This window comes from Rhodococcus sp. 14C212 (assembly GCF_011058195.1).
GTDB classification, from domain to species: Bacteria; Actinomycetota; Actinomycetes; order Mycobacteriales; family Mycobacteriaceae; genus Rhodococcus; species Rhodococcus aetherivorans.
The window spans coordinates 35,912-58,677 of sequence record NZ_JAALEH010000028.1; the positions used below are offsets into that span (position 1 = coordinate 35,912).

Annotated in this window: 23 protein-coding genes and 1 pseudogene; 10 read left to right on the forward strand and 14 right to left on the reverse strand. The window is 71.2% G+C overall.

Translation table 11 applies throughout. The features are described from left to right. Window positions 1–8 precede the first annotated feature (8 nt). The 3 genes from G6038_RS14620 (at window position 9) to G6038_RS14630 (ending at window position 3,182) form a co-directional block, all read left to right on the forward strand. Window positions 9–1,175, forward strand: coding sequence for a hypothetical protein (locus G6038_RS14620; RefSeq protein WP_165038573.1), 1,167 nt, complete (start codon window positions 9–11; stop codon window positions 1,173–1,175). Beyond that, a complete protein-coding gene (locus tag G6038_RS14625) occupies window positions 1,172–1,972 on the forward strand; it encodes an SDR family oxidoreductase (protein WP_165038574.1) in 801 nt (266 codons plus the stop codon). Before G6038_RS14620 ends, G6038_RS14625 begins: the two co-directional genes overlap by 4 nt. Before the next feature lie 61 nt (window positions 1,973–2,033). Continuing rightward, window positions 2,034–3,182 (forward strand): sulfotransferase, encoded by a 1,149-nt coding sequence (locus tag G6038_RS14630; protein ID WP_165038575.1) that lies wholly within the window; start codon window positions 2,034–2,036, stop codon window positions 3,180–3,182. Here the strand turns inward: G6038_RS14630 and G6038_RS14635 are convergent. Continuing rightward, on the reverse strand, window positions 3,167–3,712 hold the full coding sequence (locus tag G6038_RS14635; protein WP_165038576.1) for a low molecular weight phosphatase family protein: 546 nt from the start codon (window positions 3,710–3,712) through the stop codon (window positions 3,167–3,169). The two genes, G6038_RS14630 and G6038_RS14635, sit on opposite strands and share 16 nt — an antisense overlap. A gap of 189 nt (window positions 3,713–3,901) precedes the next feature. Between G6038_RS14635 and G6038_RS14640 the strand changes: the two genes are divergently transcribed. Further along, complete coding sequence (locus G6038_RS14640; RefSeq protein WP_165038577.1) at window positions 3,902–4,429, forward strand: MarR family transcriptional regulator; 528 nt, start codon at window positions 3,902–3,904, stop codon at window positions 4,427–4,429. 54 nt (window positions 4,430–4,483) lie between these two features. On the opposite strand, the gene G6038_RS14645 is transcribed toward G6038_RS14640, so the two are convergent. The 7 genes from G6038_RS14645 to G6038_RS14675 all read right to left on the reverse strand — a co-directional run bounded on the left by G6038_RS14645 (window position 4,484) and on the right by G6038_RS14675 (window position 13,643). After that, window positions 4,484–5,260: an enoyl-CoA hydratase gene (locus tag G6038_RS14645; RefSeq protein ID WP_165038578.1), complete on the reverse strand. Its 777-nt coding sequence runs from the start codon at window positions 5,258–5,260 to the stop codon at window positions 4,484–4,486. Next, entirely contained in the window at window positions 5,257–6,165 is a 909-nt protein-coding gene (gene mmsB, locus G6038_RS14650; protein WP_165038579.1) for a 3-hydroxyisobutyrate dehydrogenase, read from the reverse strand. Before mmsB ends, G6038_RS14645 begins: the two co-directional genes overlap by 4 nt. A gap of 1 nt (window position 6,166) precedes the next feature. Then, complete coding sequence (locus G6038_RS14655; protein ID WP_165038580.1) at window positions 6,167–7,228, reverse strand: enoyl-CoA hydratase/isomerase family protein; 1,062 nt, start codon at window positions 7,226–7,228, stop codon at window positions 6,167–6,169. After that, window positions 7,225–8,379 (reverse strand): isobutyryl-CoA dehydrogenase, encoded by a 1,155-nt coding sequence (locus tag G6038_RS14660; protein WP_165038581.1) that lies wholly within the window; start codon window positions 8,377–8,379, stop codon window positions 7,225–7,227. The genes G6038_RS14655 and G6038_RS14660 overlap by 4 nt, the downstream gene beginning before the upstream one ends. Window positions 8,380–8,391: 12 nt before the next feature. Then, window positions 8,392–9,897 carry a CoA-acylating methylmalonate-semialdehyde dehydrogenase gene (locus tag G6038_RS14665; protein ID WP_165038582.1) on the reverse strand — a complete coding sequence of 502 codons (1,506 nt, stop codon included), beginning with the start codon at window positions 9,895–9,897 and terminating at the stop codon, window positions 8,392–8,394. Between the two features lie 186 nt (window positions 9,898–10,083). Further along, entirely contained in the window at window positions 10,084–10,842 is a 759-nt protein-coding gene (locus G6038_RS14670; protein ID WP_165038583.1) for an SWIM zinc finger family protein, read from the reverse strand. After that, complete coding sequence (locus tag G6038_RS14675; RefSeq protein ID WP_240918500.1) at window positions 10,839–13,643, reverse strand: DEAD/DEAH box helicase; 2,805 nt, start codon at window positions 13,641–13,643, stop codon at window positions 10,839–10,841. Before G6038_RS14675 ends, G6038_RS14670 begins: the two co-directional genes overlap by 4 nt. A 182-nt stretch (window positions 13,644–13,825) precedes the next feature. Between G6038_RS14675 and G6038_RS14680 the strand changes: the two genes are divergently transcribed. Further along, window positions 13,826–14,152, forward strand: coding sequence for a hypothetical protein (locus tag G6038_RS14680; RefSeq protein ID WP_006940172.1), 327 nt, complete (start codon window positions 13,826–13,828; stop codon window positions 14,150–14,152). 180 nt (window positions 14,153–14,332) lie between these two features. Here the strand turns inward: G6038_RS14680 and G6038_RS14685 are convergent, their stop codons facing one another. Genes G6038_RS14685 through G6038_RS14705 form a run of 5 tightly spaced genes read right to left on the reverse strand, consistent with a single transcriptional unit; the run spans window position 14,333 to window position 18,591 of the window. After that, entirely contained in the window at window positions 14,333–15,145 is an 813-nt protein-coding gene (locus G6038_RS14685) for an ABC transporter permease (RefSeq protein ID WP_165038584.1), read from the reverse strand. After that, window positions 15,142–16,305 carry an ABC transporter substrate-binding protein gene (locus G6038_RS14690; protein ID WP_346772820.1) on the reverse strand — a complete coding sequence of 388 codons (1,164 nt, stop codon included), beginning with the start codon at window positions 16,303–16,305 and terminating at the stop codon, window positions 15,142–15,144. Before G6038_RS14690 ends, G6038_RS14685 begins: the two co-directional genes overlap by 4 nt. Continuing rightward, entirely contained in the window at window positions 16,302–17,042 is a 741-nt protein-coding gene (locus G6038_RS14695) for an ATP-binding cassette domain-containing protein (protein ID WP_165038586.1), read from the reverse strand. The genes G6038_RS14690 and G6038_RS14695 overlap by 4 nt, the downstream gene beginning before the upstream one ends. After that, window positions 17,018–18,067, reverse strand: coding sequence for an acyl-CoA dehydrogenase family protein (locus G6038_RS14700; RefSeq protein WP_165038587.1), 1,050 nt, complete (start codon window positions 18,065–18,067; stop codon window positions 17,018–17,020). Before G6038_RS14700 ends, G6038_RS14695 begins: the two co-directional genes overlap by 25 nt. 8 nt (window positions 18,068–18,075) lie before the next feature. Continuing rightward, a complete protein-coding gene (locus tag G6038_RS14705) occupies window positions 18,076–18,591 on the reverse strand; it encodes a DUF4242 domain-containing protein (RefSeq protein WP_165038588.1) in 516 nt (171 codons plus the stop codon). Between the two features lie 253 nt (window positions 18,592–18,844). On the opposite strand from G6038_RS14705, the gene G6038_RS31345 reads away from it, so the two are divergent. The 3 genes from G6038_RS31345 to G6038_RS14720 all read left to right on the forward strand — a co-directional run bounded on the left by G6038_RS31345 (window position 18,845) and on the right by G6038_RS14720 (window position 21,059). Further along, window positions 18,845–19,420, forward strand: a complete 576-nt coding sequence (locus tag G6038_RS31345; protein ID WP_346772821.1) for a helix-turn-helix domain-containing protein — start codon at window positions 18,845–18,847, stop codon at window positions 19,418–19,420. 95 nt (window positions 19,421–19,515) lie between these two features. Continuing rightward, a complete protein-coding gene (locus G6038_RS14715; protein ID WP_165038602.1) occupies window positions 19,516–20,184 on the forward strand; it encodes an HNH endonuclease family protein in 669 nt (222 codons plus the stop codon). Window positions 20,185–20,234: 50 nt separating this feature from the next. Next, on the forward strand, window positions 20,235–21,059 hold the full coding sequence (locus tag G6038_RS14720; protein WP_165038590.1) for a shikimate 5-dehydrogenase: 825 nt from the start codon (window positions 20,235–20,237) through the stop codon (window positions 21,057–21,059). A 10-nt stretch (window positions 21,060–21,069) separates the two neighbouring features. Here G6038_RS14720 and G6038_RS14725 read toward each other — a convergent pair whose 3' ends face one another. Beyond that, window positions 21,070–21,906, reverse strand: a complete 837-nt coding sequence (locus tag G6038_RS14725; RefSeq protein WP_165038591.1) for a sulfurtransferase — start codon at window positions 21,904–21,906, stop codon at window positions 21,070–21,072. Window positions 21,907–21,950: 44 nt separating this feature from the next. On the opposite strand from G6038_RS14725, the pseudogene G6038_RS14730 reads away from it, so the two are divergent. Both G6038_RS14730 and G6038_RS14735 read left to right on the forward strand, forming a co-directional pair. Further along, a pseudogene (locus G6038_RS14730) lies at window positions 21,951–22,230 on the forward strand (benzoate/H(+) symporter BenE family transporter); the annotation flags it as partial. After that, entirely contained in the window at window positions 22,227–22,703 is a 477-nt protein-coding gene (locus G6038_RS14735; protein WP_006940160.1) for a thioesterase family protein, read from the forward strand. The pseudogene G6038_RS14730 and the gene G6038_RS14735, both read left to right, overlap by 4 nt. Window positions 22,704–22,766 lie beyond the last annotated feature (63 nt).

Genomic DNA, 22,766 nt, shown 5'->3' on the forward strand with positions numbered 1-22,766 from the left:
GAGATCGTGTGCTCACCGATCCGCTCACATCCGCCATCGCCGAGGCCGAGAAGCTCGTCGCGACGGCGCCGCAGATCCGCACCGAGCAGGACCTGATCGAGGGGTACCGCTACCTCGCCGGCGGGATCACCGCCTGCGTGCACTCGGCGTGGGCGGCCGAGAGCCCCCACCCCACGTTCGTCACCGGGACCGGGCCCTACACGAAGATGGGGCTCGACAACCCCGACACCCTCTACTTCGGGGCACGCATCCGCGACGACGCCGAGTACGTCGTCACCGGCCGCCGCGGCACCACCTGCGACCTGAGCTTCCAGGTCCTCGCCGGCAACTACACCGACGCCGAGGTGCCCGGCAACGTCACCGCGTTCGACGACCGCGAGCTGCGCATCGCCGACGACGGCACCTTCGAGGCCCGGTTCGGTCCCGGCCCCGCCGACCCCGGGAACAACTACTTCACCCTCGCCCCCGGCTCGTCCCAGCTCGTCGTCCGGGAGGTCTACAGCGACTGGTCCCAGCGGCGCGGCACCCTGCGCATCGACCGGGTCGACGCGCTCGGCACGCCGCCGCCAGAGCCGACGCAGGACGACGCCGCCGCGCGCTACCGCCGGGCCGGGCGCGCCCTCGTGTCCCGGGTGCGGACATGGCTGCAGTTCCCGCAGTGGTTCTACCTCGACCTCCCGGTCAACACGGTCACCGAACCGCGGCCGACGCCCGGTGGCCTGGCCACCCAGTACTCGTCCGTCGGGCATTTCGACCTGCGCGACGACGAGGCGATGATCCTGGCCGTCCCCGCCGCCGACGCGCCCTACCAGGGCTTCCAGCTGGGCAGCCTCTGGTACATCTCGCTCGACTACATCCACCACCAGACGTCGCTGAACAACACACAGGCCCAGGTGGATCCGGACGGGATGATCCGCATGGTCGTCTCCGCCCGCAATCCCGGCGTCGCCAACTGGGTCGAGACCCTGGGCCGCGGCCGCGGGTTCCTGCAGTTCCGCTGGCAGCGCCTCTCCCGCGACCTCACGACCGCGGACGGCCCGACGGCCCGGGTGGTCCCGTTCGACGACCTGGCCGCGGCACTGCCGTTCCTCGACCACAACCGGGTCACGCCCCAGCAGTGGTCCGCGCGGATCGCCGCCCGCCAGACCTCGATCGCCGACCGGATGCTCGGGTGAGTGCCGTGACCACCCCGAGCCCCCTGCTCGCCGGACAGACCGTCGTGGTCAGCGGCGTCGGGCCCGGACTCGGCCGCACCCTTGCGGTGCGGTGCGCCGAGCACGGCGCCGACGTCGTGCTCGCCGCCCGCACCGCCGCCCGCCTCGAGGACGTCGCGGCCGAGATCACCGCCCTGGGCCGGCGCGCGGTGTCCGTCCCGACCGACATCACCGACACCGGCTCCGCGTCCCGGCTGGTCGAGACGGCCCTCCGCGAGTTCGGCCGGGTCGACACCCTGGTCAACAACGCCTTCTCGGTTCCGTCGATGAAACCGTTGGCACGCACCGACTTCCAGCACATCCGCGACAGTGTGGAACTCACCGTCCTCGGCGCGCTGCGCCTGACCCAGCTGTTCACCGAGGCCCTGACCGAGACGAAGGGCTCGGTGGTGAACATCAATTCGATGGTGCTGCGACATTCACAGGAGCGCTACGGCAGCTACAAGCTGGCCAAGTCGGCCCTGCTCGCGATGTCACAGTCCCTCGCCACCGAGCTCGGCCCGCAGGGAATCCGAGTCAATTCCGTTGCCCCCGGATACATCTGGGGAGAAACCCTGAAGGGTTACTTCGAGCACCAGGCAGAGAAGTACGGCACCACCGTCGAACAGATCTACCAGCACACCGCGGCGGGCACCGACCTCAAACGCCTGCCCACCACCGAGGAGGTGGCCGACGCCGTGATCTTCCTCGCCTCCCCGCTGGCCCGGGCCGTCACCGGCCAGTGCCTGGACGTGAACTGCGGCGAATACCACCACTGACCAGCCGTGCGCGTTCTCGGTAGCCGGCGCTACCGGAAACGCGCACAGGGAAGGGAGATCCATGACCGAGCGCACCAGCGTCGGCACCGTCGAGGACCTGCACGCCTCCGCGACGCGGCTGACCGGCCTGACCGACTTCGGCGACGACGACTACACCGAGGCCCTCGGCGTCCTCCTCGACTCGTATGCGCGCGACGAACACCTCACCCCGCTCGGCAGCAAGATGTCGCGGGTGTTCCTGCGCGGCGCCCTCGTCGCGCGGCTGCTGAGCGAGTCGGCCTGGCGCACCCACCCCGAGCACGCCGACGTCGCGATCGAACGGCCGATCTTCGTCACCGGCCTCCCCCGCACCGGCACCACCGCGCTGCACCGCCTGCTCACCGCCGATCCCGGCCACCAGGGACTCGAGATGTGGCTGACCGAGCTGCCGCAGCCCCGGCCGCCGCGCGAGACGTGGGCCGGGAATCCGGCGTTCGCGGCCATCGAGGCCGGGTTCGCGCAGCACCACGTCGAGCACCCGGAGTTCATGGGTGTGCACTACATGTCCGCCGGCGAGGTCGAGGAATGCTGGCAGCTGCTGCGGCAGTCCTTCCGATCGGTGTCCTACGAATGCCTCGCGCACCTGCCCACCTACTCGCGCTGGCTCGCGCGGCAGGACTGGACCGGCGCGTACGCCCGGCACCGCCGGAACCTGCAGCTGATCGGGCTGCCCGACGCCGGCAAGCGCTGGGTCCTGAAGAACCCGAGCCACCTGTTCGCACTCGACGAACTGCTCACCGTCTACCCCGCCGCGCTGATCGTCGTCACCCACCGCGACCCGCGCACCGTGATCCCGTCGGTGTGCAGCCTGGCCGCGCACGCCACCGACGGCTGGTCGCACACCTTCCGGGGCGCGAGCATCGGGCGCAGCCAACTCGACCTGTGGGCGCGCGGGCTCGACACGTTCACCGCGGCACGGACCCGGCACCACCCGGATCGGTTCGTCGACGTGGACTACCGCGACTTCGTCGCCGATCCTCTCGGCACGGTCGGCGCGATCTACGACCGGTTCGGCATCCCGCTCACCGCCGGCGCCGAACAGGCGATGGCCGCGCTGCACGCCGAGAGCCGCAGCGGGGATCGCCGGCCGGCGCACCGCTACCGGCTCGAGGACTTCGGTCTGAGCGCCGCCGAGGTGGACGAGCGGTTCCCGGACTACGCCCGTCGCTGACCCGCGGCGACGGCCGCGGCGGCGAGGACGTCGAGCAGGGGGAACAGCGCGGCGGCGATGAGATCCCCGGTATCGACGAACGCCTGCTCGGACAGGCCGATCGGATCGGGGATGTTCGGGGTGCGGGCCGCGCCGCTGGGATCCCGGCAGGCATCGAGCCGGGCGATCGTCTCCGCGCCGGTGACGGTCGCGATGCGGTGCGCCTCGGTGAGGGTGAACGACTTCGCCGCGGCACCGGCGATCAGGCCGGCGACCCGGTCGCGCTGTTCCTCGCTCATGGCCAGGACCAGGTCGGCGCCCTCGACCATCGTGGCGGTCACCCGGCGGGCGCGGAAGTCGCTCGCCTCGGCGCCGAGACCGGCGATGACCGCCGCCGCCCGGGGTTCGACGGGATACCCGACGAGGGCCCGGGTACCGGCGCTCTCGGCGGTCAGGTCGGCCCACTCCGATTCGCACGCGTAGGCCCGCGTCAGCCGCTCCGCGATCACGGACCGGCAGACGTTGCCGCTGCAGACGAACAGGATGTGCACGCGCGCACTCTAGCCGCCGCGAATCGGGCGGCGGCCCCGCACTTTTGGGAGTCGCCCGGTGTTCACGGGACGTTGGCCCGGCCGTCGCGTGTCGTTCACCCTCGGCGGCCGGTTCGCGGGCCGCCCCGGCGGGGTCCGGAAGCCGTGTCCGCGTCACCTCGACGCGGCGCCACATGGGATGATCGACGTATGCCCGCACCCCTACCGCTCGATCCGATCGCCGAGGCCCACCGCCAGTGGGCGGCCCACGGCTGGGGTGAGGTCGCGGACGGCATGGCCGCGGTGACCTCCGTGATGCGCGCGCAGCAGATCATGATGGCGCGGGTCGAGGAGGTCCTCAAACCGTTCGGGCTCACGTTCGCCCGGTACGAACTGCTGACCCTGCTGCACTTCACCAGGACCGGGGCGCTGCCCATGGCGAAGGCCAGCGCCCGGCTGCAGGTCCACCCCACCAGCGTCACCAACGCCGTGGACCGGCTCGAGACCGCCGGGCTCGTGCGCCGCACCCCGCACCCGAGCGACCGTCGCGCCACACTGGTCGAACTGACCGACGAGGGCCGGGCGCTGGCCGTCGAGACCACCGAGAAGCTCAACGCCGAGGTGTTCGCCCGGCCCGGCGTGCCCGACGACCAGCTCGAGACGCTGCTGCGGATCCTGGCCGGCCTGCGCCGCGACGCCGGCGACTTCGACACCGGCGGCGATCCCACCAGGTGGTGACACGGATCGGGGCCGTCCCGCACGATGCGGAACGGCCCCGGTCGAGGACGACGATCAGGCGTGCTTGAACTCCGGCGCGCGCTTCTCGACGAACGCGGCCATGCCTTCCTTCTGGTCCGCGGTGGCGAACGTCGAGTGGAACACCCGCCGCTCGAACTTCACGCCCTCGGCGAGGGTGGTCTCGAAGGACCGGTTGACCGCCTCCTTGGCCATCATCGCCACGGGCAGCGACATCGCCGCCACCGTGGTCGCGGCCTCGAGCGCCACGTCGAACAGCTCCGCGGCCGGCACGATGCGCGACACCAGGCCCGCGCGCTCGGCCTCCTCGGCGTCCATGTTCCGGCCGGTCAGGCACATGTCCATCGCCTTGGCCTTGCCCACGGCACGGGTGAGCCGCTGCGAGCCGCCGATGCCGGGGATGACGCCGAGCTTGATCTCGGGCTGGCCGAACTTGGCGGTGTCCGCGGCGATGATGAAGTCGCACAGCATGGCCAGTTCGCAGCCGCCGCCGAGGGCATACCCGGAGACGGCGGCGATGATCGGCTTGCGGGCCGAGGAGAGCCGATCCCACTGCGAGAACAGGTCTTCCGCGTACACCTCGGAGAACGTCTTCGGCGCCATCTCCTTGATGTCCGCGCCCGCGGCGAACGCCTTCTCGGAGCCGGTGAGCAGGATGGCGCCGATACCGGCGTCCGCCTCGAGCTCCTCGACGGCCGCCACCACCTCCCGCATCAGCTGGCTGTTGAGGGCGTTGAGCGCCTTGGGCCGGTTCAGCGTGATGATGCCGACGCGGTCCTTGCGGTCGAGCAGGATCGTCTCGAAGTCCGTCACTGGGTTTCCTGTTCTGTCGAGCGGTTGCGGATCTCGGTGATGATGGCCGAGAAGTCCAGTCCGCCGCCACCCGACTCGTTGAAGCGGTGGTAGATCTCCGCGGCCCGCAGCCCCAGCTCGGCGTCGACGCCGTTGGCGCGCAACGCGTTCGCGGCCAGGCCGAGGTCCTTGTCCATGAGCGCGGCGGCGAACCCGGGCTGGTAGTCGTTGTTGGCCGGGGTGGTGGGCACCGGCCCGGGCACCGGGCAGTTGCTGGTCAGCGCCCAGCACTGGCCGGAGGCGTTGGACGCGACGTCGAAGAGGGCCTGGTTGGTCAGTCCGAGCTTCTCGCCGAGCACGAAGGCCTCGCTGATGGCGATCATCGACACGCCGAGGATCATGTTGTTGCAGATCTTGGCGGCCTGGCCGACGCCGGACCCACCGCAGTGCACGACCTTGCGGCCCATCACCTCGAGCAGCGGCTTCGCGGCTTCGAAGTCGTCCTCCGACCCGCCGACCATGAAGGCGAGGGTGCCGGCGGCCGCGCCGGCCACGCCGCCGGAGACGGGCGCATCGATGGCGCGGTGCCCGGCCTGCACGGCCTTCTCGTGGGCTGCCCGCGCGTCGGCGACGTCGATGGTGGAGCTGTCGACGAACAGCGTGTTCGCCCGGGCGGCCGGCAGGACCTCGTCGTACAGCTTCAGGACGAGGGCGCCGTTGGGCAGCATCGTGATCACGACGTCGGCATCGCGGACCGCGTCGGTCGCGGACTCGACGATCGTGAGGCCGTCGGCGCGGCCCTGTTCCTGGGCCGCCGGCACCGGGTCGAAACCGGTGACCGGGTAGCCGGCCTTGACGAGGTTCGCGGCCATCGGCCCGCCCATGTGGCCGAGACCGAGGAAGGCGACGTTCGGCAGTGTGCTCATGTCAGGCGGTTTCCTTCTCGGGTGCGACGAGCCCGAGTTCGAGCTCGCCGAGTGGCTGGAAGTACGCGTCGACGTCGGCGTCGGTGACGTCGGCGAGGGTCGCCGGCGACCATGCCGGGTTGCGGTCCTTGTCGACCACCTGCGCGCGGATGCCCTCGACGAGGTCGTGCGAGCGCAACGACGCCAGCGACACCCGGTACTCCTCGTTCAGCACCTCCTCGAGGCTGCCGAGTTCGCGGGCGTGGCGCACCGATCGCAGGGTCACCTTCAGCGCGACGGGCGACTTGCCGAGGATCTGCTCGGCGGCCGCGCGGGCCTCGGGCTCCTCGGCGGCCTGCAGGCGGGCGACGATCTCCTCGACGGTCGGCGCCGAGTAGGCGGCGTCGATCCAGGAGCGCTGCGCGAGCAGCGACGACTCCGGGGCCGGCTGTGCGAATTCGGCGAGCGCCTCGTCGACCGTGCCGGATTCGAGGGTGGCGACGAACTTGTCGAGCGCCTCGGACGGCACGAAGTGGTCGGCGAAACCGAGGGCGATGGCGTCGCCGGCCGTCATGCGACCGGTGGTCAGAGCGAGGTGGGTGCCGAGCTCGCCCGGTGCGCGCGAGAGCAGCCAGGTGCCGCCCACGTCGGGGACGAAGCCGATGCCGACCTCGGGCATCGCGATCGTGGAGCGTTCGGTGACGACGCGGACGTTGCCGTGGGCGGCGATCCCGACGCCGCCGCCCATGACGATGCCGTCCATGATCGCGACGTACGGCTTCGGGTAGCGGCCGATGGCGGCGTTGAGGATGTACTCGTCGCGCCAGAAGTCCTGCGAGCCGGTGCCGCCGTCGCGGGCGTCGTGGTAGATCGAGACGATGTCACCGCCGGCGCACAGGCCGCGCTCCCCCGCCCCGTCCACGACGACCGCGCGGACCGAGTCGTCCCCGGCCCACTCGCCGAGCGCGGCGGCCGTCACCTTCACCATGTCGTAGTTCAGGGCGTTGATGGCCTTGGGCCGGTTCAGGGTGATCCGGCCGATGCCGCCGGAGACCCGGACGAGGACGTCTTCCGTCTCGGTCATTTTGCTCCGTTCTGCGCCGCGGCCACCACGCTGCGCGCGACGACCACCCGCATGATCTCGTTGGTTCCTTCGAGGATCTGATGCACCCGCAGATCCCGCACGATCTTCTCGAGTCCGTACTCGGCAAGATAGCCGTAGCCGCCGTGCAGTTGCAGCGCGTCGTTGGCGGCGTCGAAGCAGGCGTCGGTGGCGAATCGCTTCGCCATGGCGCACAGCTCGACCACGTCGTCGGCGTTCCGGTCCAGCGCGTCGGCGGCGCGCCACAGCAGGGTACGGGAGGCCTCGATGCCGGTGCGCATGTCGGCGAGGCGGAACTGCAGGGCCTGCGAGTCGAGCAGCCGCTCCCCGAACGCCTTGCGTTCGGCGAGGTAGCCGACGGTCTTGTCGAGCGCGGCCTGAGCGCCGCCGACCGAGCACGCGGCGATGTTGAGCCGGCCCCCGTTGAGCCCGTGCATGGCGATGCGGAAGCCGCTGCCCTCCTCGCCGAGCAGGTTCTCGGCGGGCACCCGGGCACCGTCGAAGATCACCTGCCGGGTGGGCTGGGCGTTCCAGCCCATCTTCTTCTCGTTGGCGCCGAAGGACAGCCCGGGGGTGTCCTTCGGGACGATGATCGCGGAGATGCCGCGCGGACCGGGCTCGCCGGTGCGCGCCATCACCACGTACACGTCCGACGTGCCGGCGCCGGAGATGAACTGCTTGGCGCCGGTGAGGACGTACTCGTCGCCGTCGCGGACGGCCCTGGTGCTCAGGGCCGCCGCGTCGGAGCCGGCGCCGGGCTCGGTCAGGCAGTAGCTGGCGAGCTGGTCCATCGTGCAGAGCCCGGGGACCCAACGGCGGCGCTGCTCGTCGTTGCCGAACCGGTCGATCATCCACGTGACCATGTTGTGGATGGAGATGTAGGCGGCGATGGACGGGCAGCCCTTGGCGAGTTCCTCGAAGATCCGGACGGAGTCGAGGCGGCGCAGGCCCGACCCGCCCACGTCCTCGCGGACGTAGATGCCGCCCATCCCGAGGGCCGCGGCCTTGCGCAGGACGTCGACCGGGAAGTGCTTGGTCTGGTCCCATTCGACCGCGTTCGGGGCGAGGAACTCGGCGGCGAAGTCGCGGGCGGTGTCGCGGATCGCCCGGTCGTCGTCGGTGAGGGTGAACATCGGTATCTCGTCCTAGTCCATCGTCGGGATGACGAAGTGGTCGGCGTTCTCCTTCAGGCCGGAGAACCAGCGCTGGGTGACGGTCTTGGTCTTGGTGTAGAAGCGGATCGAGTCCGGGCCGTGCTGGTTGAGATCGCCGAAGCCGGACCGCTTCCAGCCGCCGAAGGTGTGGTACGCGATCGGCACCGGGATCGGCACGTTCACGCCGACCATGCCGACGTTGACGCGGTTGGTGAAGTCGCGGGCGGTGTCGCCGTCGCGGGTGAAGATCGCCACGCCGTTGCCGTACTCGTGCTCCGAGGGCAGCCGCAGGGCCTCCTCGTAGTCGTGCGCGCGGACGACGATCACGACGGGGCCGAAGATCTCCTCGCGGTAGATCTTCATCTCCGCGGTGACGTTGTCGAACAGGGTGGCGCCGGAGAAGAAGCCGTTCTCGTGGCCCTCGAGCACGAAGTCGCGCCCGTCGACGACGAGCTCGGCGCCCTCGTCGATGCCGGACTGGATGTAGTCGTGCACCCGCTGACGCGCCTCGGCGGTGACGAGCGGGCCGAAGTCGGCGTTCGGGTCGTCGCTGCGGCCGACCTTCAGCTTTCCGACGCGTTCGGTCAGCTTCGCGACGAGCGCCTCGGCGGCCTCCTCACCGACGGGCACCGCGACGGAGATGGCCATGCAGCGCTCACCGGCGGAGCCGTAGCCGGCGCCGACGAGGGCGTCGGCCACCTGGTCCATGTCGGCGTCGGGCATGACGATCGCGTGGTTCTTGGCGCCGCCGAAGCACTGGGCGCGCTTGCCGTGGGCCGCGGCGGTCTCGTAGATGTACTGGGCGATCGGCGTGGAGCCGACGAAGCCGACGGCCTTGACGCGCTCGTCGGTCAGCAGCACGTCGACGACGGTCTTGTCGCCGTTGACGACGTTGAACACCCCGGCGGGCAGCCCGGCCTCGATGAACAGCTCCGCCAGGCGCAGCGGCACCGACGGGTCCCGCTCGGACGGCTTGAGCACGAACGCGTTTCCGCACGCGATGGCCGGTCCGGCCTTCCACAGCGGGATCATCGCGGGGAAGTTGAACGGGGTGATGCCGGCGACGACGCCGAGCGGCTGGCGCATCGAGTAGACGTCGATGCCGGTGCCGGCGGAGTCGGTGAACTCGCCCTTGAGCAGGTGCGGGATGCCGGTGGCGAACTCGATTACCTCGAGGCCGCGCTGGATGTCGCCCTTGGCGTCGGCGACGGTCTTGCCGTGCTCGGAGGACAGCAGCTGCGCGAGGTTGTCCATGTCGTCCTGCACGAGCTGCAGGAACTTCATCAGCACGCGGGCGCGCTTCTGCGGATTGAACGCGGCCCATTCCTTCTGCGCCTCGACGGCATTCGCGATGACGGCCTCGGTCTCGGCGACGTCGGCGAGCGGAACCCGGGCCTGCACCTCGCCGGTGTTGGGGTCGAAGACGTCGGCGAATCGGTCGGAGGCACCGGGGATGTGCTTGCCCCCGACGAAGTGGGTGAGTTCTCGAACGCTCATGTCCGGATCCGTCCTAACTGGTCGAATTCTGGTGTTCAGGTGGGATGATCGGGGGCAGCGGACGACACCCCCGGCAATGTGTGCTCATCCTATAGTTGGAAGTCCACGTATGTCCATAGGCGGCTGCGCCGGTGCGTCCTTCGGGTTGCCGCAGCCGCCCAAAGGACGCACCGGCCGCGGAGCGGCCTATCGCAGGCGCCGGTACATCTCCTCCAGGTCCGACGTGCCGCGGAGGACGACCGACTCGTCCGTGCCGCCCGCCCGCAGCGCCCGGCGCAGCAGCGTCGGATCGAGATCGTCCGGCGCGGGCCGGTACGGCTCGGCCGGCAGATCCGGCAACCGGATCGCGTCCCCGTAGAAGTCCTCGTCGTCGGTCTCGGCGGCGTCCACCCCGCCGATCAAGGCGTTCAGGTCGACCCCGCGCAGGGTGAGCACCGCCAGCGGCTGCTCGTCGACGTGCTCGGCCAGCAGGTACCCGACCGCCGCCGCGTGTTTGCACGGCCACCCGTCATCCGGGCACGTGCAGTCGAAGTCCAGTTCACCGGCGCGCCGCGGCAGCAGCAGCGGACCCAGTTCCTCCGGCAGCGCACCGCCCGCGAGCCGGACCAGCATGCCCGGGGCCGACCGCACCCGGTCGATCAGGCCCGCGACCGCCTCCTCGTCGAGCGTTCGGATCGAGACCGTCGAGGTGAACGGGCGCAGTTGACTGCCCTGCACCTCCCCCACGGCCGCGCCGGGCTCGAGCCGCAGCGAGACCACCTGTCCCGACCGGGCGTAGGTCCGGCCCCGCGCCAGGCGGCCCTTGTCGGCGACCTGCTCCATCGCCGAGACCAGCTCCTTCGACCACCAGGTGCGCCCGATCGACCCGCGTTTGGTCCGCGCCTCGATGCCGCCGACGACCCGCCGGCGCTTGCCGTAACGGTCGAACCCACCGGCCGGGCTCACTCGCCCACCGCCTCGTCGCCCAGGGACAGCAGCGAGTGCAGTTGCTCGGTGGACAGCTCGGTGATCCAGTTCTCGCCCGCTCCCACGGCAAGTTCCGCCAATTCCTGTTTCCCCGAGATCATTTCGTCGATCCGTTCCTCCAGCGTGCCGACGCACACGAGCTTGCGGACCTGCACGTCGCGGCGCTGGCCGATGCGGAACGCCCGGTCGGTGGCCTGGTTCTCCACCGCCGGATTCCACCAACGATCCAGGTGCACCACGTGATTCGCGGCCGTCAGGTTCAGGCCCGTGCCGCCGGCCTTGAGCGAGAGCAGCATCATCGGCGGGCCGTCGTCGCCCTGGAACGCGGCGACCATCGCGTCGCGCCGGCCCTTGGACACCCCACCGTGCAGAAACGGCACCGTGGTGTCGAACCGCTCGGAGAGGTACGGGGCGATCAGCGCACCGAACTCCCGGAACTGGGTGAACAGCAACGCCTTCTCCCCGTCGGCGAGGATCGACTCGACGATGTCCTCCACCAGCCCGAGCTTGCCCGAACGGTGCCGGCCCCGGCGCAGCACCCCGGAGCCGTCGCCCAGGTAGTGCGCGGGGTGGTTGCATACCTGCTTGAGCCGGGTCAGCGCGGCGAGCACCGCGCCCTTGCGGGCCATGCCCTCCTTGTCCCGGATCTGCCGCATCATCTCGTCGACCACCGCCCGGTACAGCGCCGCCTGCTCGGCGGTCAGATTGGCCCGCACCGTCTGCTCGAACTTCTCCGGCAGGTCCGAGATCACCGACGGGTCGGTCTTGACGCGGCGCAGCACGAACGGCGACGTCAACGCGCGCAGCCGCGCGGCGGCGGCCGCGTCGCGCTCCCGCTCGATCGGGACGGCGAACCGGGCCCGGAAGGTCGCCGGCGAACCCAGCAGGCGGGGATTGGCGAAGTCGAGGATCGAGCGCAGTTCCTCGAGCCGGTTCTCCACGGGGGTGCCGGTGAGCGCGACGCGGTGCCGCGCGGGGATCGCCCGCGTCGCGCGGGACTGCGCGGTCGCGGCGTTCTTCACGTGCTGGGCCTCGTCGAGCACCACCCGGCCCCAGCGCAGCGACCTCAACGGCGCCACGTCACGCGCGACGAGCGCGTACGTCGTGATCACCAGGTCGCTGTCGGCGACCGCCGCGGCCAGCGCGGCGTCGCGCAACCGCGCCGGGCCGTGGTGGACGTGCACACGCAGGCCCGGCACGAACCGCTGGGCCTCGCGCTGCCAGTTGCCCACCACCGACATCGGGCACACCAGCAACGTCGGGGCCACGTCGTCGCCGCCCGCCCGTTCGTGGGCGAGCAGCGCGAGCACCTGCACGGTCTTGCCGAGGCCCATGTCGTCGGCCAGCACCGCGCCCAGCCCGAGGCCGCTCATGAACGCCAGCCACTCCAGGCCGCGCTGCTGGTACGGACGCAAGGTCGCATGAAGGCCGGGTGGGGGCGGCACCGGTTCGGGCCGGACCTGCCCGTCGAGCAGGGTCGCCACCCAACCGGTCGCGGCGACGTCGGTGACCTCCACCGGTGGCGGCTCGTCGCCGGTGAACCGGCCGAACAACGTCGCCAGCGTCGCGTCCGTCGCGCCCTGGCCGGCGACGTAGCGGGCGGCCCGCGCGAGCGCGATCGGATCGGCCTGCACCCACTTGCCGCGCAGCTTGACCAGGTCGCTGTTGGCCGCGATCAGCCGTTCCATCTCGGCGGGGGTGAGCAGCATGTCGCCCACGGCAAGCTGCCACTCGAACGAGACGAGCGCGTTCATGCCGACGGTGTCGTCCTCGGCGGCGACGGGTGCGACCGACGAGGACACCTGCAGCCGCAACGACGGCTCGAGCCGCGCCCATGCGCGCGGCAGCAGCAACGCGACGCCGGCCTCGCCCAGGGCACGGCCACCGTGCTCCACGAGGTCGGTCACGACCCCCGTCGGCAGCAGCAGGTCCAGGCTGTCCGGGTCGCGCGGCACGTCCTGCAGCCGCGGATACGCCTTCAGTGCGGCGCCGAGCTTGCGGATGCCGATCTGCAGCAGCTGGGCGTCGGAGCCGTCCACCGGCACCGGCACCGGCGCCTGCCCCTCCGACCGCAGGCACACCTCGAGCCGCCACAGCGTGTCCGAGCCGATGCCGTCCTCCTCGTCGTCCGGTTCGACGAGCCGCAGCACCAGATCGGGCTCGTTTCCCGCGAGCGAGGCCCGCCATTCGTCCAGCGCCTCGGCCATGCGCTGGGAGCCGCTGTGGTGCGGCTGCCCCTCGGCCAGGGCGGCGATCAGCGGATGCAGCGAGGTGCCGACGTTGCCGATCAGCGACCGGGTGATCGGATCGGTGAGTTCGGTGGCGAGGTCGTCGAGGATCGCCGCGGGCCGTCCGGCCTGCCGCTGCACCGGCGGCATCGCGGCGGACAGTTCGGCCGCCCAGGCACGGGTCCGGTCGCCGCCGAGCACCCGCCACCGCGCCCACCACTGCCCGTCGGCGCGGTGCAGTTCCGGGGCCACCCGCCCGGCCTGCGCCCAGCGCTCGAGGCCGCGGGCGACGTGGGCGAGGTAACGCAGGTCCCCGGCCACCCCCTCGGCGTGCCGCGGCAGCGCCAGCAGCAGCTCCGCGGCGTCGGGCGGCGCGACCGCCACCGCGGGGATCCGCCGCGGACCGTCGTCGCCGGGCAGGCGCAGCTCGACCCGGTGCCGGAACGGCCGGTCGATCCATCGACGCAGTACAGCGGGTGCGTCGCCGGGCGGGTCGTCGCCGTCGCGCCACAGCATCAGGCCCGCTCCCGGTGACCACAGCCCGTGCAGCATGCCCACCATGGTGCCAGTCGCGACCGACACCGTCGTGACGGGCTGGGGCGCACGCCCGCCGTCGTGGCGGGTGGGCACGCGCGCAAGACGGTCGTGCGCCGAGCGCCGGTGACGATCGGCCCTGGATCGGGCTCGCTCCCCGGAGGACACTGGGCTGCAGGTGCACCCACCAGGAGACTGCGATGTCGATCATGATCCAGGTCCTCGAGCAGGCCTACAGCGCCCACACCCCTTGGGAGCAGGTCAAGTACGCGTTCGTCGACTCCGAGCACATCACCACGATGCGGCTCGACGGTCAGTGCGGCGTGTGGCTCGACGGGACGAAACACGGTGAGTCCCACCGGCTCGCCGCCACCGCGACCGCGGAGCAGGCGGTGTTCTTCCTGCTGACCGTGTTCGACCGGATCGCCGAGTGCAGGCAGCACGGCGGGTCGTGGATCGTCGGGCACGACGGCCGCACCATCGAGTCCATCCACGCGACGCGGTTTCCGCTGACGACCGACGGCTGAGGCCTGATCCACCGTCGTTGATCGCGATCCGGGTCGGGATCGGATTTCGGGACGGGTGATCTCGGGACCTGCCCGGCGACCTCGGCGCGGGCGACGGTGACCGCCCGTGCGGAGTATTCGACGTACGAACGCCTACCTCGATGCAATTGCCCACCTTCGGGCCCGCATGCAGGGCACGAGCTAGGCGCGCTGCAGGTTCTCGTCTTCGGCGTCCTCGACGCGCACCGCGCGGCGTCGGTCGCGTAGCAGGTGGCGCGCCGCCCAGTCGAGGCAGAATCCGAGCACACCGATGACCGCGATCACGGCCATCACCTGGTCGTAGGCGAGCTGGTCGCGGGCGTTGAGGATCTGGTAGCCCAGGCCGGAGCGGACGCCGAGCATTTCGGCGGGCACCAGGACCACCCAGGCGATGCCGAGCCCGACCCGCAGCCCGGTCTGGACCTGGTCGCGGATCGCGGGCAGCACCACGGAGGTGAGTTGCTCGAACCGGGTCGCCCCGAACGACCGAGCGACGAGCAGGTGCCCGGGGTCGACGGCGTGCACGCCGGCGGCGGTGTTGATGACGATGGGCCACACGGCCGCCGCGGCGATGAGGAAGAACACCGGCTGATGGCCGATCCCGAACAGCGCGACGGCGATCGGCGCCCACGACAACGGCGAGATCATTCGCAGGAACTGCATGACCGGCATGGTGGCCCGCTCCACGACCGGGTTCAGTCCGATCGACAGGCCGACGGGGATGCCGACCGTCGCGGCGATCAGCAGACCGACGAGCAGCCGCCACATGCTGGCAGCGACGTCCGGCAGCAGCACGCGGCGTTCGACGAGGTCGATCAGCGCGGGAACCACATGCTGAGGAGCGAACTCTCGTAGCAGCGAGTCGGGTGCGGCGACGACGCTGGTGAGCAGCCACCACAGCAACACTGCGACGAGAACCGCGACGAGTTGCGGCACGAGCGACGGTCGCCGCGGTGCGGGAGTGGAGAGGTTCAAGAGGGGTCGACCTCCTCGATACGGGTCAGGCCTGCGGGCAGCCCGAAGGCGGCGGGACCGCCGAGACGGGCGAGCGACGCCCGGACGAACCGGTCGTCGACGAGGTCGTCGTGCACGGTCGCCGGGTCGAGCCGGTCCAGGAACCGGGTGTCGCCGTCGACGAGGGTGTCGTGCATGGCCTCGACCAGCGCCGCGGTGAAGCTGGGGAACGGGAACGGTTGGTAGCCGACCTGCTGCGGCCGCCAGTGCGGATGCACGCCGGCGGCCCGGTCGGGATAGGTGAGGGCCTCGGTGATAGCTGGCAGCGACTGCGGCAGGTATCCGCCCGCGAGCATCGTTGCCGTGGCCGGGCGATCGGCGCCGATCCGCTGCTGCGCGGCGACGAGCGAGTCGGTGACGGACTGGGCGACGGCGGGTCGCTGCTCGAGGAGGTCCTCGTGAACGAGCAGCGCACAGCACGCATGATCGCGCCAGACGTCGCCGAGAAAGCGGTGGATGCGGCCCACGCCGCGCAGTTCGGCGGCGGCGTTGAAGGGGTCGGCGACAGTGAAGCCGCCGATCGAGCCGTTGGCGAGCGCGGGGATCATGTCCGACGGACTCATCACGATCAGCTCGACGGTGCGATCGGTGCGGGACGCGGACCGCCGGATCACCGGGCGCAACCCCTGGGAACGCAGCAGTTTCTGCAGGACGATGTTGTGGATGGACCACCAGAACGGGATGGCTACCTGCCGGCCGGCGAGCTGCCCGAGGTCGGTGACGTCGGGCGCGACGGTCAGGGCCGAGCCGTTGGTGTGATTCCAGCCGAGGATGCGCACGGCGCTGCCGAGGGCGTAGCGCAGTTGCACGGCCATCGGCATCAGCAGGTGCACGACGTCGACCTGCCGGGTGAGGAACGCCTCGGCCAGCGACGCCCAGCTACGGAACAGCACCGGCTTCGCGCCGTCGACGACGCCCTGCGGGTACAGGCCGGCACCGTGCGCGACGAGCAACGGCGCGGCGTCGGTGATGGGCAGGTATCCGATCCGCAACTGCCCGGTGGTGTTGGCGCGGTCGGTAGCCGCGACCCGGCCGAGATCCACGAGGCCGGCCACGCCCCCGGCTGCGGCCAGCCCGACGGCACCGCGCAGCAGCGTCCGGCGCGTGATCACGGCGCTCACCGCGCGGACAGCGACGTGTCGCGGTAGCGGGCCAGGATCTCGGCACGCAGATGGTCCGGATGCTCGTCCGGACGGGCGCCGAGGTGCCATTGCTGCTGCACGGTGCCCCCGCCGCCGAGCAGTGCGATGCGGTCCGCGAGCAACAGCGCCTCGTCGATGTCGTGGGTGACGAGCACCGTGGTGAAGCCGAGTTCGCGAGCGAGGTCGCGCAGCCACACCTGCAGGTCGGCGCGGATAGCCGGGTCGAGCGCACTGAACGGCTCGTCGAGGAGCAGCAGGCGCGGGCGGACAGCGACGGCCCGGATCACCGCGACGCGCTGGGCCTGCCCGCCGGAGAGCTGATCGGGGTAGTACCCGGCGAGGTCGGCGAGCCCGAACATCCGCAGCAGCTCGTCCGCGTAGGCGGCGTCGAACCGGTCCCGGTGCGCGGCGAAGCGTCCACCGAAGGCGATATTCTCCCGCACCGTCAGCCACGGCATCAGAAAGGGTTGCTGGAACACCACTCCCGTGTGCGGGCGGGTGTCGTCGTCGGAGGTGGGCCAGGTGACGGTGCCGCCGTCGAGGCGCTCGAGGCCGGCGACGATTCGCAGCAGGGTGGACTTGCCGCTGCCGCTCGTGCCGAGCACGACGAGGAACTCGCCGTCGGCGATGTCGAGGTCGACCCCGCCCAGGACGGGCGGGTTACGTCCTGAAAAACTCTTGTATCCGTTGGTTATTCGTACTGCGAGAGTTCCCACCGCAGCTGTCCTTCCGAGGGCGACTGAATGGGCAGGAAGGCGGCCTCGCGGAACCGACGGTTGGTTGCGCTCGAGGAGGCGTAGCCCGCGCCGCCCCGCAGGGTCGACTCGAGACGGGTCGCGGCGACCGCGACGATCGAGCCGTCGAGCCGCAACCGGATCAGGTCGGCCGGGCCGGCCGTGGCCGAATTCGCGGCGAAGCGGTGCAGGCGGTCGCGCAGCGACTCGTACCGGGCCGCCAGCGTCTGGTATTCCTCCGCGAACTGGGCGCCGAGACCGGTGAGGCGGGCTGAGGACTCGGTCAGGGCCGTGCGGGTGATGCCGCTGCAGAACGCCGTCTGCAGCAGGAGGAACGTCGGGCGGATGTTCCCGCAGAAGCCTGCGAGGTCGTCGGTGACGATGTGGTCCGCGTCAACGTGCACCTTGTCGAACGTCAGCGACGTCGAGGACGTGGCACCGAGCGCGAGCAGCTCCGGCGCCGGGGCGATTCGCACGCCGGGCGCGTTCGCCCGGACGGCGGCGACGTATCGGGTGCCGTCCGTGCCGTGTGCCGGGAAGACGATGAGCGACTCGGGGAAAATGTTGGAGGCCCAGTGAATCGGGCCGGACACCGCGAGACCGTCGGCGGTGCGCTCGGCCGTGAGGGGCAGTTCGCCGAGGCCCGCGAGATGTTTGAGTGCGGCGGCCATCGCGGTGACGCCGACGAGCCGCCCGGCGGCGAGGTCGTCGCGGTACCTGTTCCGTAGTGGCGTCGGAGCTCGGTCGATGTACTCGAGGCTCATCCGCTGCGCCCACAGCGAGAAGCCCACGGCGAGGCTCTCGGCGGCGATGTCCTCGATGACCGCGACCATCTCGCCGATCCCGTCCCCACCGAGGCCGGCGGCAATCAGACAGCTTTCGCCGATCGTGGTGAGATCGACGCGGATGTCGGTCTCACCACGATCGAGCGAGTCCGCCCGGTCGCGAACGGATTCGGCGACGGTTCGGCGCCGTTCGGTGAGGGGTTGTGAGACAGCCGCGGTCATCGTGGAGGTCAGCTTTCGAGGGTGTGGATGCGGTCGACAGGGGTGCTCACGGCGTCGCGGGCGCGGAACACCGCGGCCTCGTCGGGCGCGTTGTAGAAGCACAGGCACTTGTCCATGTCCTCGCGGACGTAGGTGCGCAGAAAGCTCACCTCGGGGACGTTGGCGTACTTCGGCGAGTTCGCCTTCTTGCGGGCGAGGTAGGTGTCCATGTCGATCTCGGCGGGGATGTCCCATTCGACGAGATAGCCGGCCTCGGGCCGTGCCGCCTTGATCTGGTCGAGGTCGGCGCCGACGAGGCGGACCTGGTGCGGTCCGTCGAGTTCGGAGACGGACAGCGCCGCGGCGTCGAGGTCGGGAGCATTGCATCCGTCGAACTCGGCGATGGCGAAGACGCGCTGCGCGCCGGCGGTCACCTGGGCCTCGATCAGCTCGCCGCCGGCGGTGGCGACCCGGGCGTCGAATTCCTTGAGCGCCTGGTCGGCATTGTCGGCAGTGGGCACGAGTTCGTACAGGTACAGGGACATGGGTCACCTTCCGGGGACTGAGGAGAAGGGCGGGGCGCGCCGAACCTGGAGAAGATTGCGCGCGGAGGCTGCGAGCCGAGGGGCTCGGTCAGCGACAGGAGTGACGACACACCGCAGCGGCCACGCGCACGAGATCCACGTGCAGGCGGCGGGTGAGGTTGCTGCGGGTCACGCCGTCCACACTACAGACGGACAGAACGATCTGTCTATCCGGCCGCTCGGTTACCCTGGATCCGTGCCCGCTTCCGCCGACATCCGCGTGGACACCACGCCCGAGTCCCGTCCGGTCAAGGTGCCGCCCGCCGAGCGGCTGCTCGCCACGGCGGTGGCGCTGTTCTCCCGTTACGGGATTCGTGCCGTGGGCATCGACCGCATCCTCGCCGAATCGGGCGTGGCCCGCGCGAGCATGTACTCCGCCTACGGATCCAAGGACGCATTGGTCCTGGCGTACCTCGAGCACCTCGACCGCCGGGACCGCTCGCGCTGGACCGCAGCCGTCACGGATGTCGCCGATCCCGTCGAAAAGGTCCTGATGTTCTTCGACCTCGCCCTCATGTCGGCTCCGGCGAGGAACTACCGGGGATGCCAATATGCCAACGCGGCGACCGAGTTCCCGGACGAAGAACTGGCGCCCGTGCGGGCGCACCGAGACTGGCTGCGCAAGACTCTCGTCGCGCTGCTCACCGAGGCCGGGGTGGCCGCCCCGGAATCAGCTGCCCGGCAGATCCAGCTGATCTACGACGGGGCACTGTCCGGCTCCAAGCTCGAACACTCCGAGGAGCCGCTGCGGCTCGGCCGCGAGCTCGCCGCCGCGATCGCAACGGGCTGACTTTCAGGCACCGAGCGGGCACCGGCGCCGCCGCTGTCGGTGCGGTCGGTGAGAATGTCCGCGTGCGAGGGGGCGCAGCGTTCTGGGGGCTGGTGGTGGCGGTCGCGATCGTCGTGTCGTGGGGTTGGGACCGGATCGAGTCGAACGCACCACCGGCACCGGGCAGTCCCGGCCGCGGCGAGCTCGAACAGCTGCTGGCGCGGGCGGCGGTGGTGCCGCACCGGCCGCAGGTGCCGGGGTACGAGCGGGGGTGCGGACCGGGCGAGGGGTGCGTGTTCGGGGAGGCGTGGTCCGACGACCATCCGGGCCCCGGCGGGCGCGACGGGTGCGACACCCGCAACAACGTGCTCGCCCGCGATCTGCGCGACGTGGCGTTCCGGCCCGGCACCGGCGACTGTGTCGTGCTGTCGGGCACGCTGGCCGACCCGTACACCGGGGCGCGGCTCGAATTCCGTCGCGCCGAGGGCCGGGCCGTCCAGATCGACCACATCTATCCGCTGGCGGCGGCGTGGGACCTCGGGGCGGCGGCCTGGCCGGCCGAACGTCGCCGGCAGTTCGCCAACGACGTCGCCTACAACCTGATCGCGGTGGACGGCCCGGCGAACGAGGACAAGCGCGATCACACCCCGGGCGAGTGGCTGCCGCCGGCGGCGGCGTATCGCTGCTGGTTCGCGGGCAAGTACCTGTCGGTGGCGGTGCGCTACGGGCTGCCGATCACGGTGGCCGACCGGCGGGCGCTGGCCTCGACGATCTCCGCGTGCTGAGGGCCGGCGCCGTGCCCCGCATCTGCGCGCGGGGAACTAGCGTGGCACTCATGGTTTCGCGCATCACCAAGGACACCCGCCTGTGCATCTCGCTGTCGGGCCGCCCGAGCAACATCGGCACCCGCTTCCACAACTACCTCTACGACGAACTCGGCCTGGACTTCGTGTACAAGGCGTTCACGACGACCGACCTGCCGGCGGCGGTGGCCGGGATCCGCGGCCTCGGCATCCGCGGGTGCGGGGTGTCGATGCCGTTCAAGGAAGCGGTCATTCCCCTGATCGACGAGCTGCACGACTCGGCGCGGGCCATCGAGTCGGTGAACACCGTCGTCAACGAGAACGGGGTGCTGCACGCCTACAACACCGACTACCAGGCGGTGGTGGATCTGCTGCGCGAGCACGAGGTCCACCCGGCGTTGCCGGTCGCCGTCGCCGGCAGCGGCGGGATGGCCAAGGCGGTGGTGGCGGCCCTGCGCGACAGCGGGTTCGCGAACGTGTCGGTGATCGCCCGCAACGAGAAGACCGGCCGCCCGCTCGCGCAGCAGTACGGATTCGACTGGCGGCCCGAGCTCGGTGAACTCGCTCCGGGCCTGCTCGTCAACGCCACGCCGATCGGGATGGCGGGCGGGCCGGAATCCGGGCAGCTGCCGTTCCCCGAAGCCGCGGTGGACGCGGCGACGACGGTGTTCGACGTGGTGGCGATGCCCCCGCAGACGCCGCTGATCCGCGCGGCCCGGGAGCGGGGACTGCCCGTGATCACCGGCGCCGAGGTCATCGCCCTGCAGGCGGCGCAGCAGTTCGCGCTGTACACCGGCGTGACCCCGACGCCCGAGCAGGTGCGCCGCGCGTCGGAGTTCTCCCGATCCGCGGCCTGAGCCCCGGCATTCAGGCCCCGGTGGCGATCTCCCGGGCCGGGTCCCGGCACCACTGCGACCACGACCCCGGGAACAGGGCCGCGTCGATCCCGGCGAGGGCGAGCGCCGCGATCTGATGGGTCGCGGTCACCCCGGATCCGCAGTAGACGGCGACGGGACCGCCCCCGCACACGGTCGCGAAGCGGTCGGCGAGTTCCCCGGCGGTCCGGAACGTGCCGTCCTCGCGGAGGTTGTCCGTGGCGGGGGCGCTCACCGCGCCGGGGATGTGGCCGGCGCGCGGATCGACGGGCTCCTCGTCGCCCCGGTACCGCGCCGCGGCCCGCGCATCGAGCAGGGTTCCCCGCGAAGGGAACTCAGCCGCCTCGTCGATGCCGACCGTGGGCATCCGGCCGCCGCGCAGGGTCACCGATCCCGGCTTCACGGCCTCCCCCGGACCGGCCGCGAGGCCATGTCCCGCCGCCGTCCACAGCGACAGCCCGCCGTCGAGCAGGCGCACGTCCCGAAGGCCCGCCCAGCGCAGCAGCCACCAGGCCCGGGCGGCGGCGAGACCCCCGGTGTCGTCGTAGACGGCGACGGTGTCGCCGTCGTCGATCCCCCACCGTCGCACGTGGTCCTGCAGCCGCACCACGTCCGGCAGGGGGTGACGGCCGCGCTCGGGCGATCCCGGATCGGCGAGCTCGGTCTCGAGGTCGACGTACACCGCTCCGGGGATGTGCCCCTCGTGGTAGCGGTCCTCGCCGTTCGGGTCGTCGAGCGACCAGCGCACGTCCAGCAGGACCGGCGGCCTGCCCACCTCGACGAGATCGGCCAGTTCGCTCACGGTCATCAGCACGGGATTCGCAACCATGGCTCCGATCCTGGCACGCCCGCACGGAGGGCGCCGCGCGACGGGCGGGCTGGTCGTACCTCGCGCCGGCCCTGTGCTCGACCGGGCTCGCGACGGTCGTGCGATGGCACCGGACGGGGTGGTCGAGGCGGTGGCCGGATCGGCCCTGCTCGCGACGCTCGGCGAGGCCCTGGCCTCGGTCTGCGCGACGCGCCGGAGCGGGAAGCGGCGGTCGTGACGTTCCTGGTCGCGGCGTCCGGATCGACCCTGTTCGGTATCGGATCGGCATTCTGGGCGTTGATGGTCGGACTTGCCGTCCGCGTGGGACTATCGTCAGGACGGTGACGAACCGCCAGCCGACGACGCCCGCCGCCGACCCACCCGTTCCCGCCCGGTTCCCGGTCCTCTGGCCGATGCAGACCCGGTGGGCGGACAACGACCACTACGGCCACGTCAACAACGTCACCTACTACTCGTACTTCGACTCCGCGGTCAACGGATGGCTGATGGCCACGACCGGGGTCGACATCCGGGAGCTGGACGCGATCGGCGTGGTCGCGGAGACGTCGTGCCGGTATCTGGCGGAGCTGTCGTTCCCGGACCGGCTGCGCGTCGGCCTGGCGGTGGAGCGGCTGGGAACCCGCAGCGTCACCTATTCGCTGGCCATCTTCCGGGAGGACGGCGAAGGCGGGCTGCAGCCGGCGGCGACCGGGCGTTTCGTGCACGTGTACGTCGACGCCCGCACGCGACGTCCCGTGGCGATCCCCAAGGAGATCAAGAAGGCGGTCGCCCAGCTGGTGACGCCCCCGGCGGAATAGCTCCCGCCCACCAAGCATCCGCTTGGCATTGTATTCATCTACCGGATTACACTCCGGGGCATC

Bases quoted from the DNA above. Each gene is read 5' to 3' on its own strand.
- G6038_RS14630 (WP_165038575.1), top strand. From the start codon at position 2,034: ATGACCGAGCGCACCAGCGTCGGCACCGTCGAGGACCTGCACGCCTCC.
- G6038_RS14640 (WP_165038577.1), top strand. From the start codon at position 3,902: ATGCCCGCACCCCTACCGCTCGATCCGATCGCCGAGGCCCACCGCCAG.
- mmsB (WP_165038579.1), bottom strand. From the start codon at position 6,165: ATGAGCACACTGCCGAACGTCGCCTTCCTCGGTCTCGGCCACATGGGC.
- G6038_RS14655 (WP_165038580.1), bottom strand. From the start codon at position 7,228: ATGACCGAGACGGAAGACGTCCTCGTCCGGGTCTCCGGCGGCATCGGC.
- G6038_RS14660 (WP_165038581.1), bottom strand. From the start codon at position 8,379: ATGTTCACCCTCACCGACGACGACCGGGCGATCCGCGACACCGCCCGC.
- G6038_RS14665 (WP_165038582.1), bottom strand. From the start codon at position 9,897: ATGAGCGTTCGAGAACTCACCCACTTCGTCGGGGGCAAGCACATCCCC.
- G6038_RS14675 (WP_240918500.1), bottom strand. From the start codon at position 13,643: ATGCTGCACGGGCTGTGGTCACCGGGAGCGGGCCTGATGCTGTGGCGC.
- G6038_RS14680 (WP_006940172.1), top strand. From the start codon at position 13,826: ATGTCGATCATGATCCAGGTCCTCGAGCAGGCCTACAGCGCCCACACC.
- G6038_RS14700 (WP_165038587.1), bottom strand. From the start codon at position 18,067: ATGACCGCGGCTGTCTCACAACCCCTCACCGAACGGCGCCGAACCGTC.
- G6038_RS14705 (WP_165038588.1), bottom strand. From the start codon at position 18,591: ATGTCCCTGTACCTGTACGAACTCGTGCCCACTGCCGACAATGCCGAC.
- G6038_RS14720 (WP_165038590.1), top strand. From the start codon at position 20,235: ATGGTTTCGCGCATCACCAAGGACACCCGCCTGTGCATCTCGCTGTCG.
- G6038_RS14725 (WP_165038591.1), bottom strand. From the start codon at position 21,906: ATGGTTGCGAATCCCGTGCTGATGACCGTGAGCGAACTGGCCGATCTC.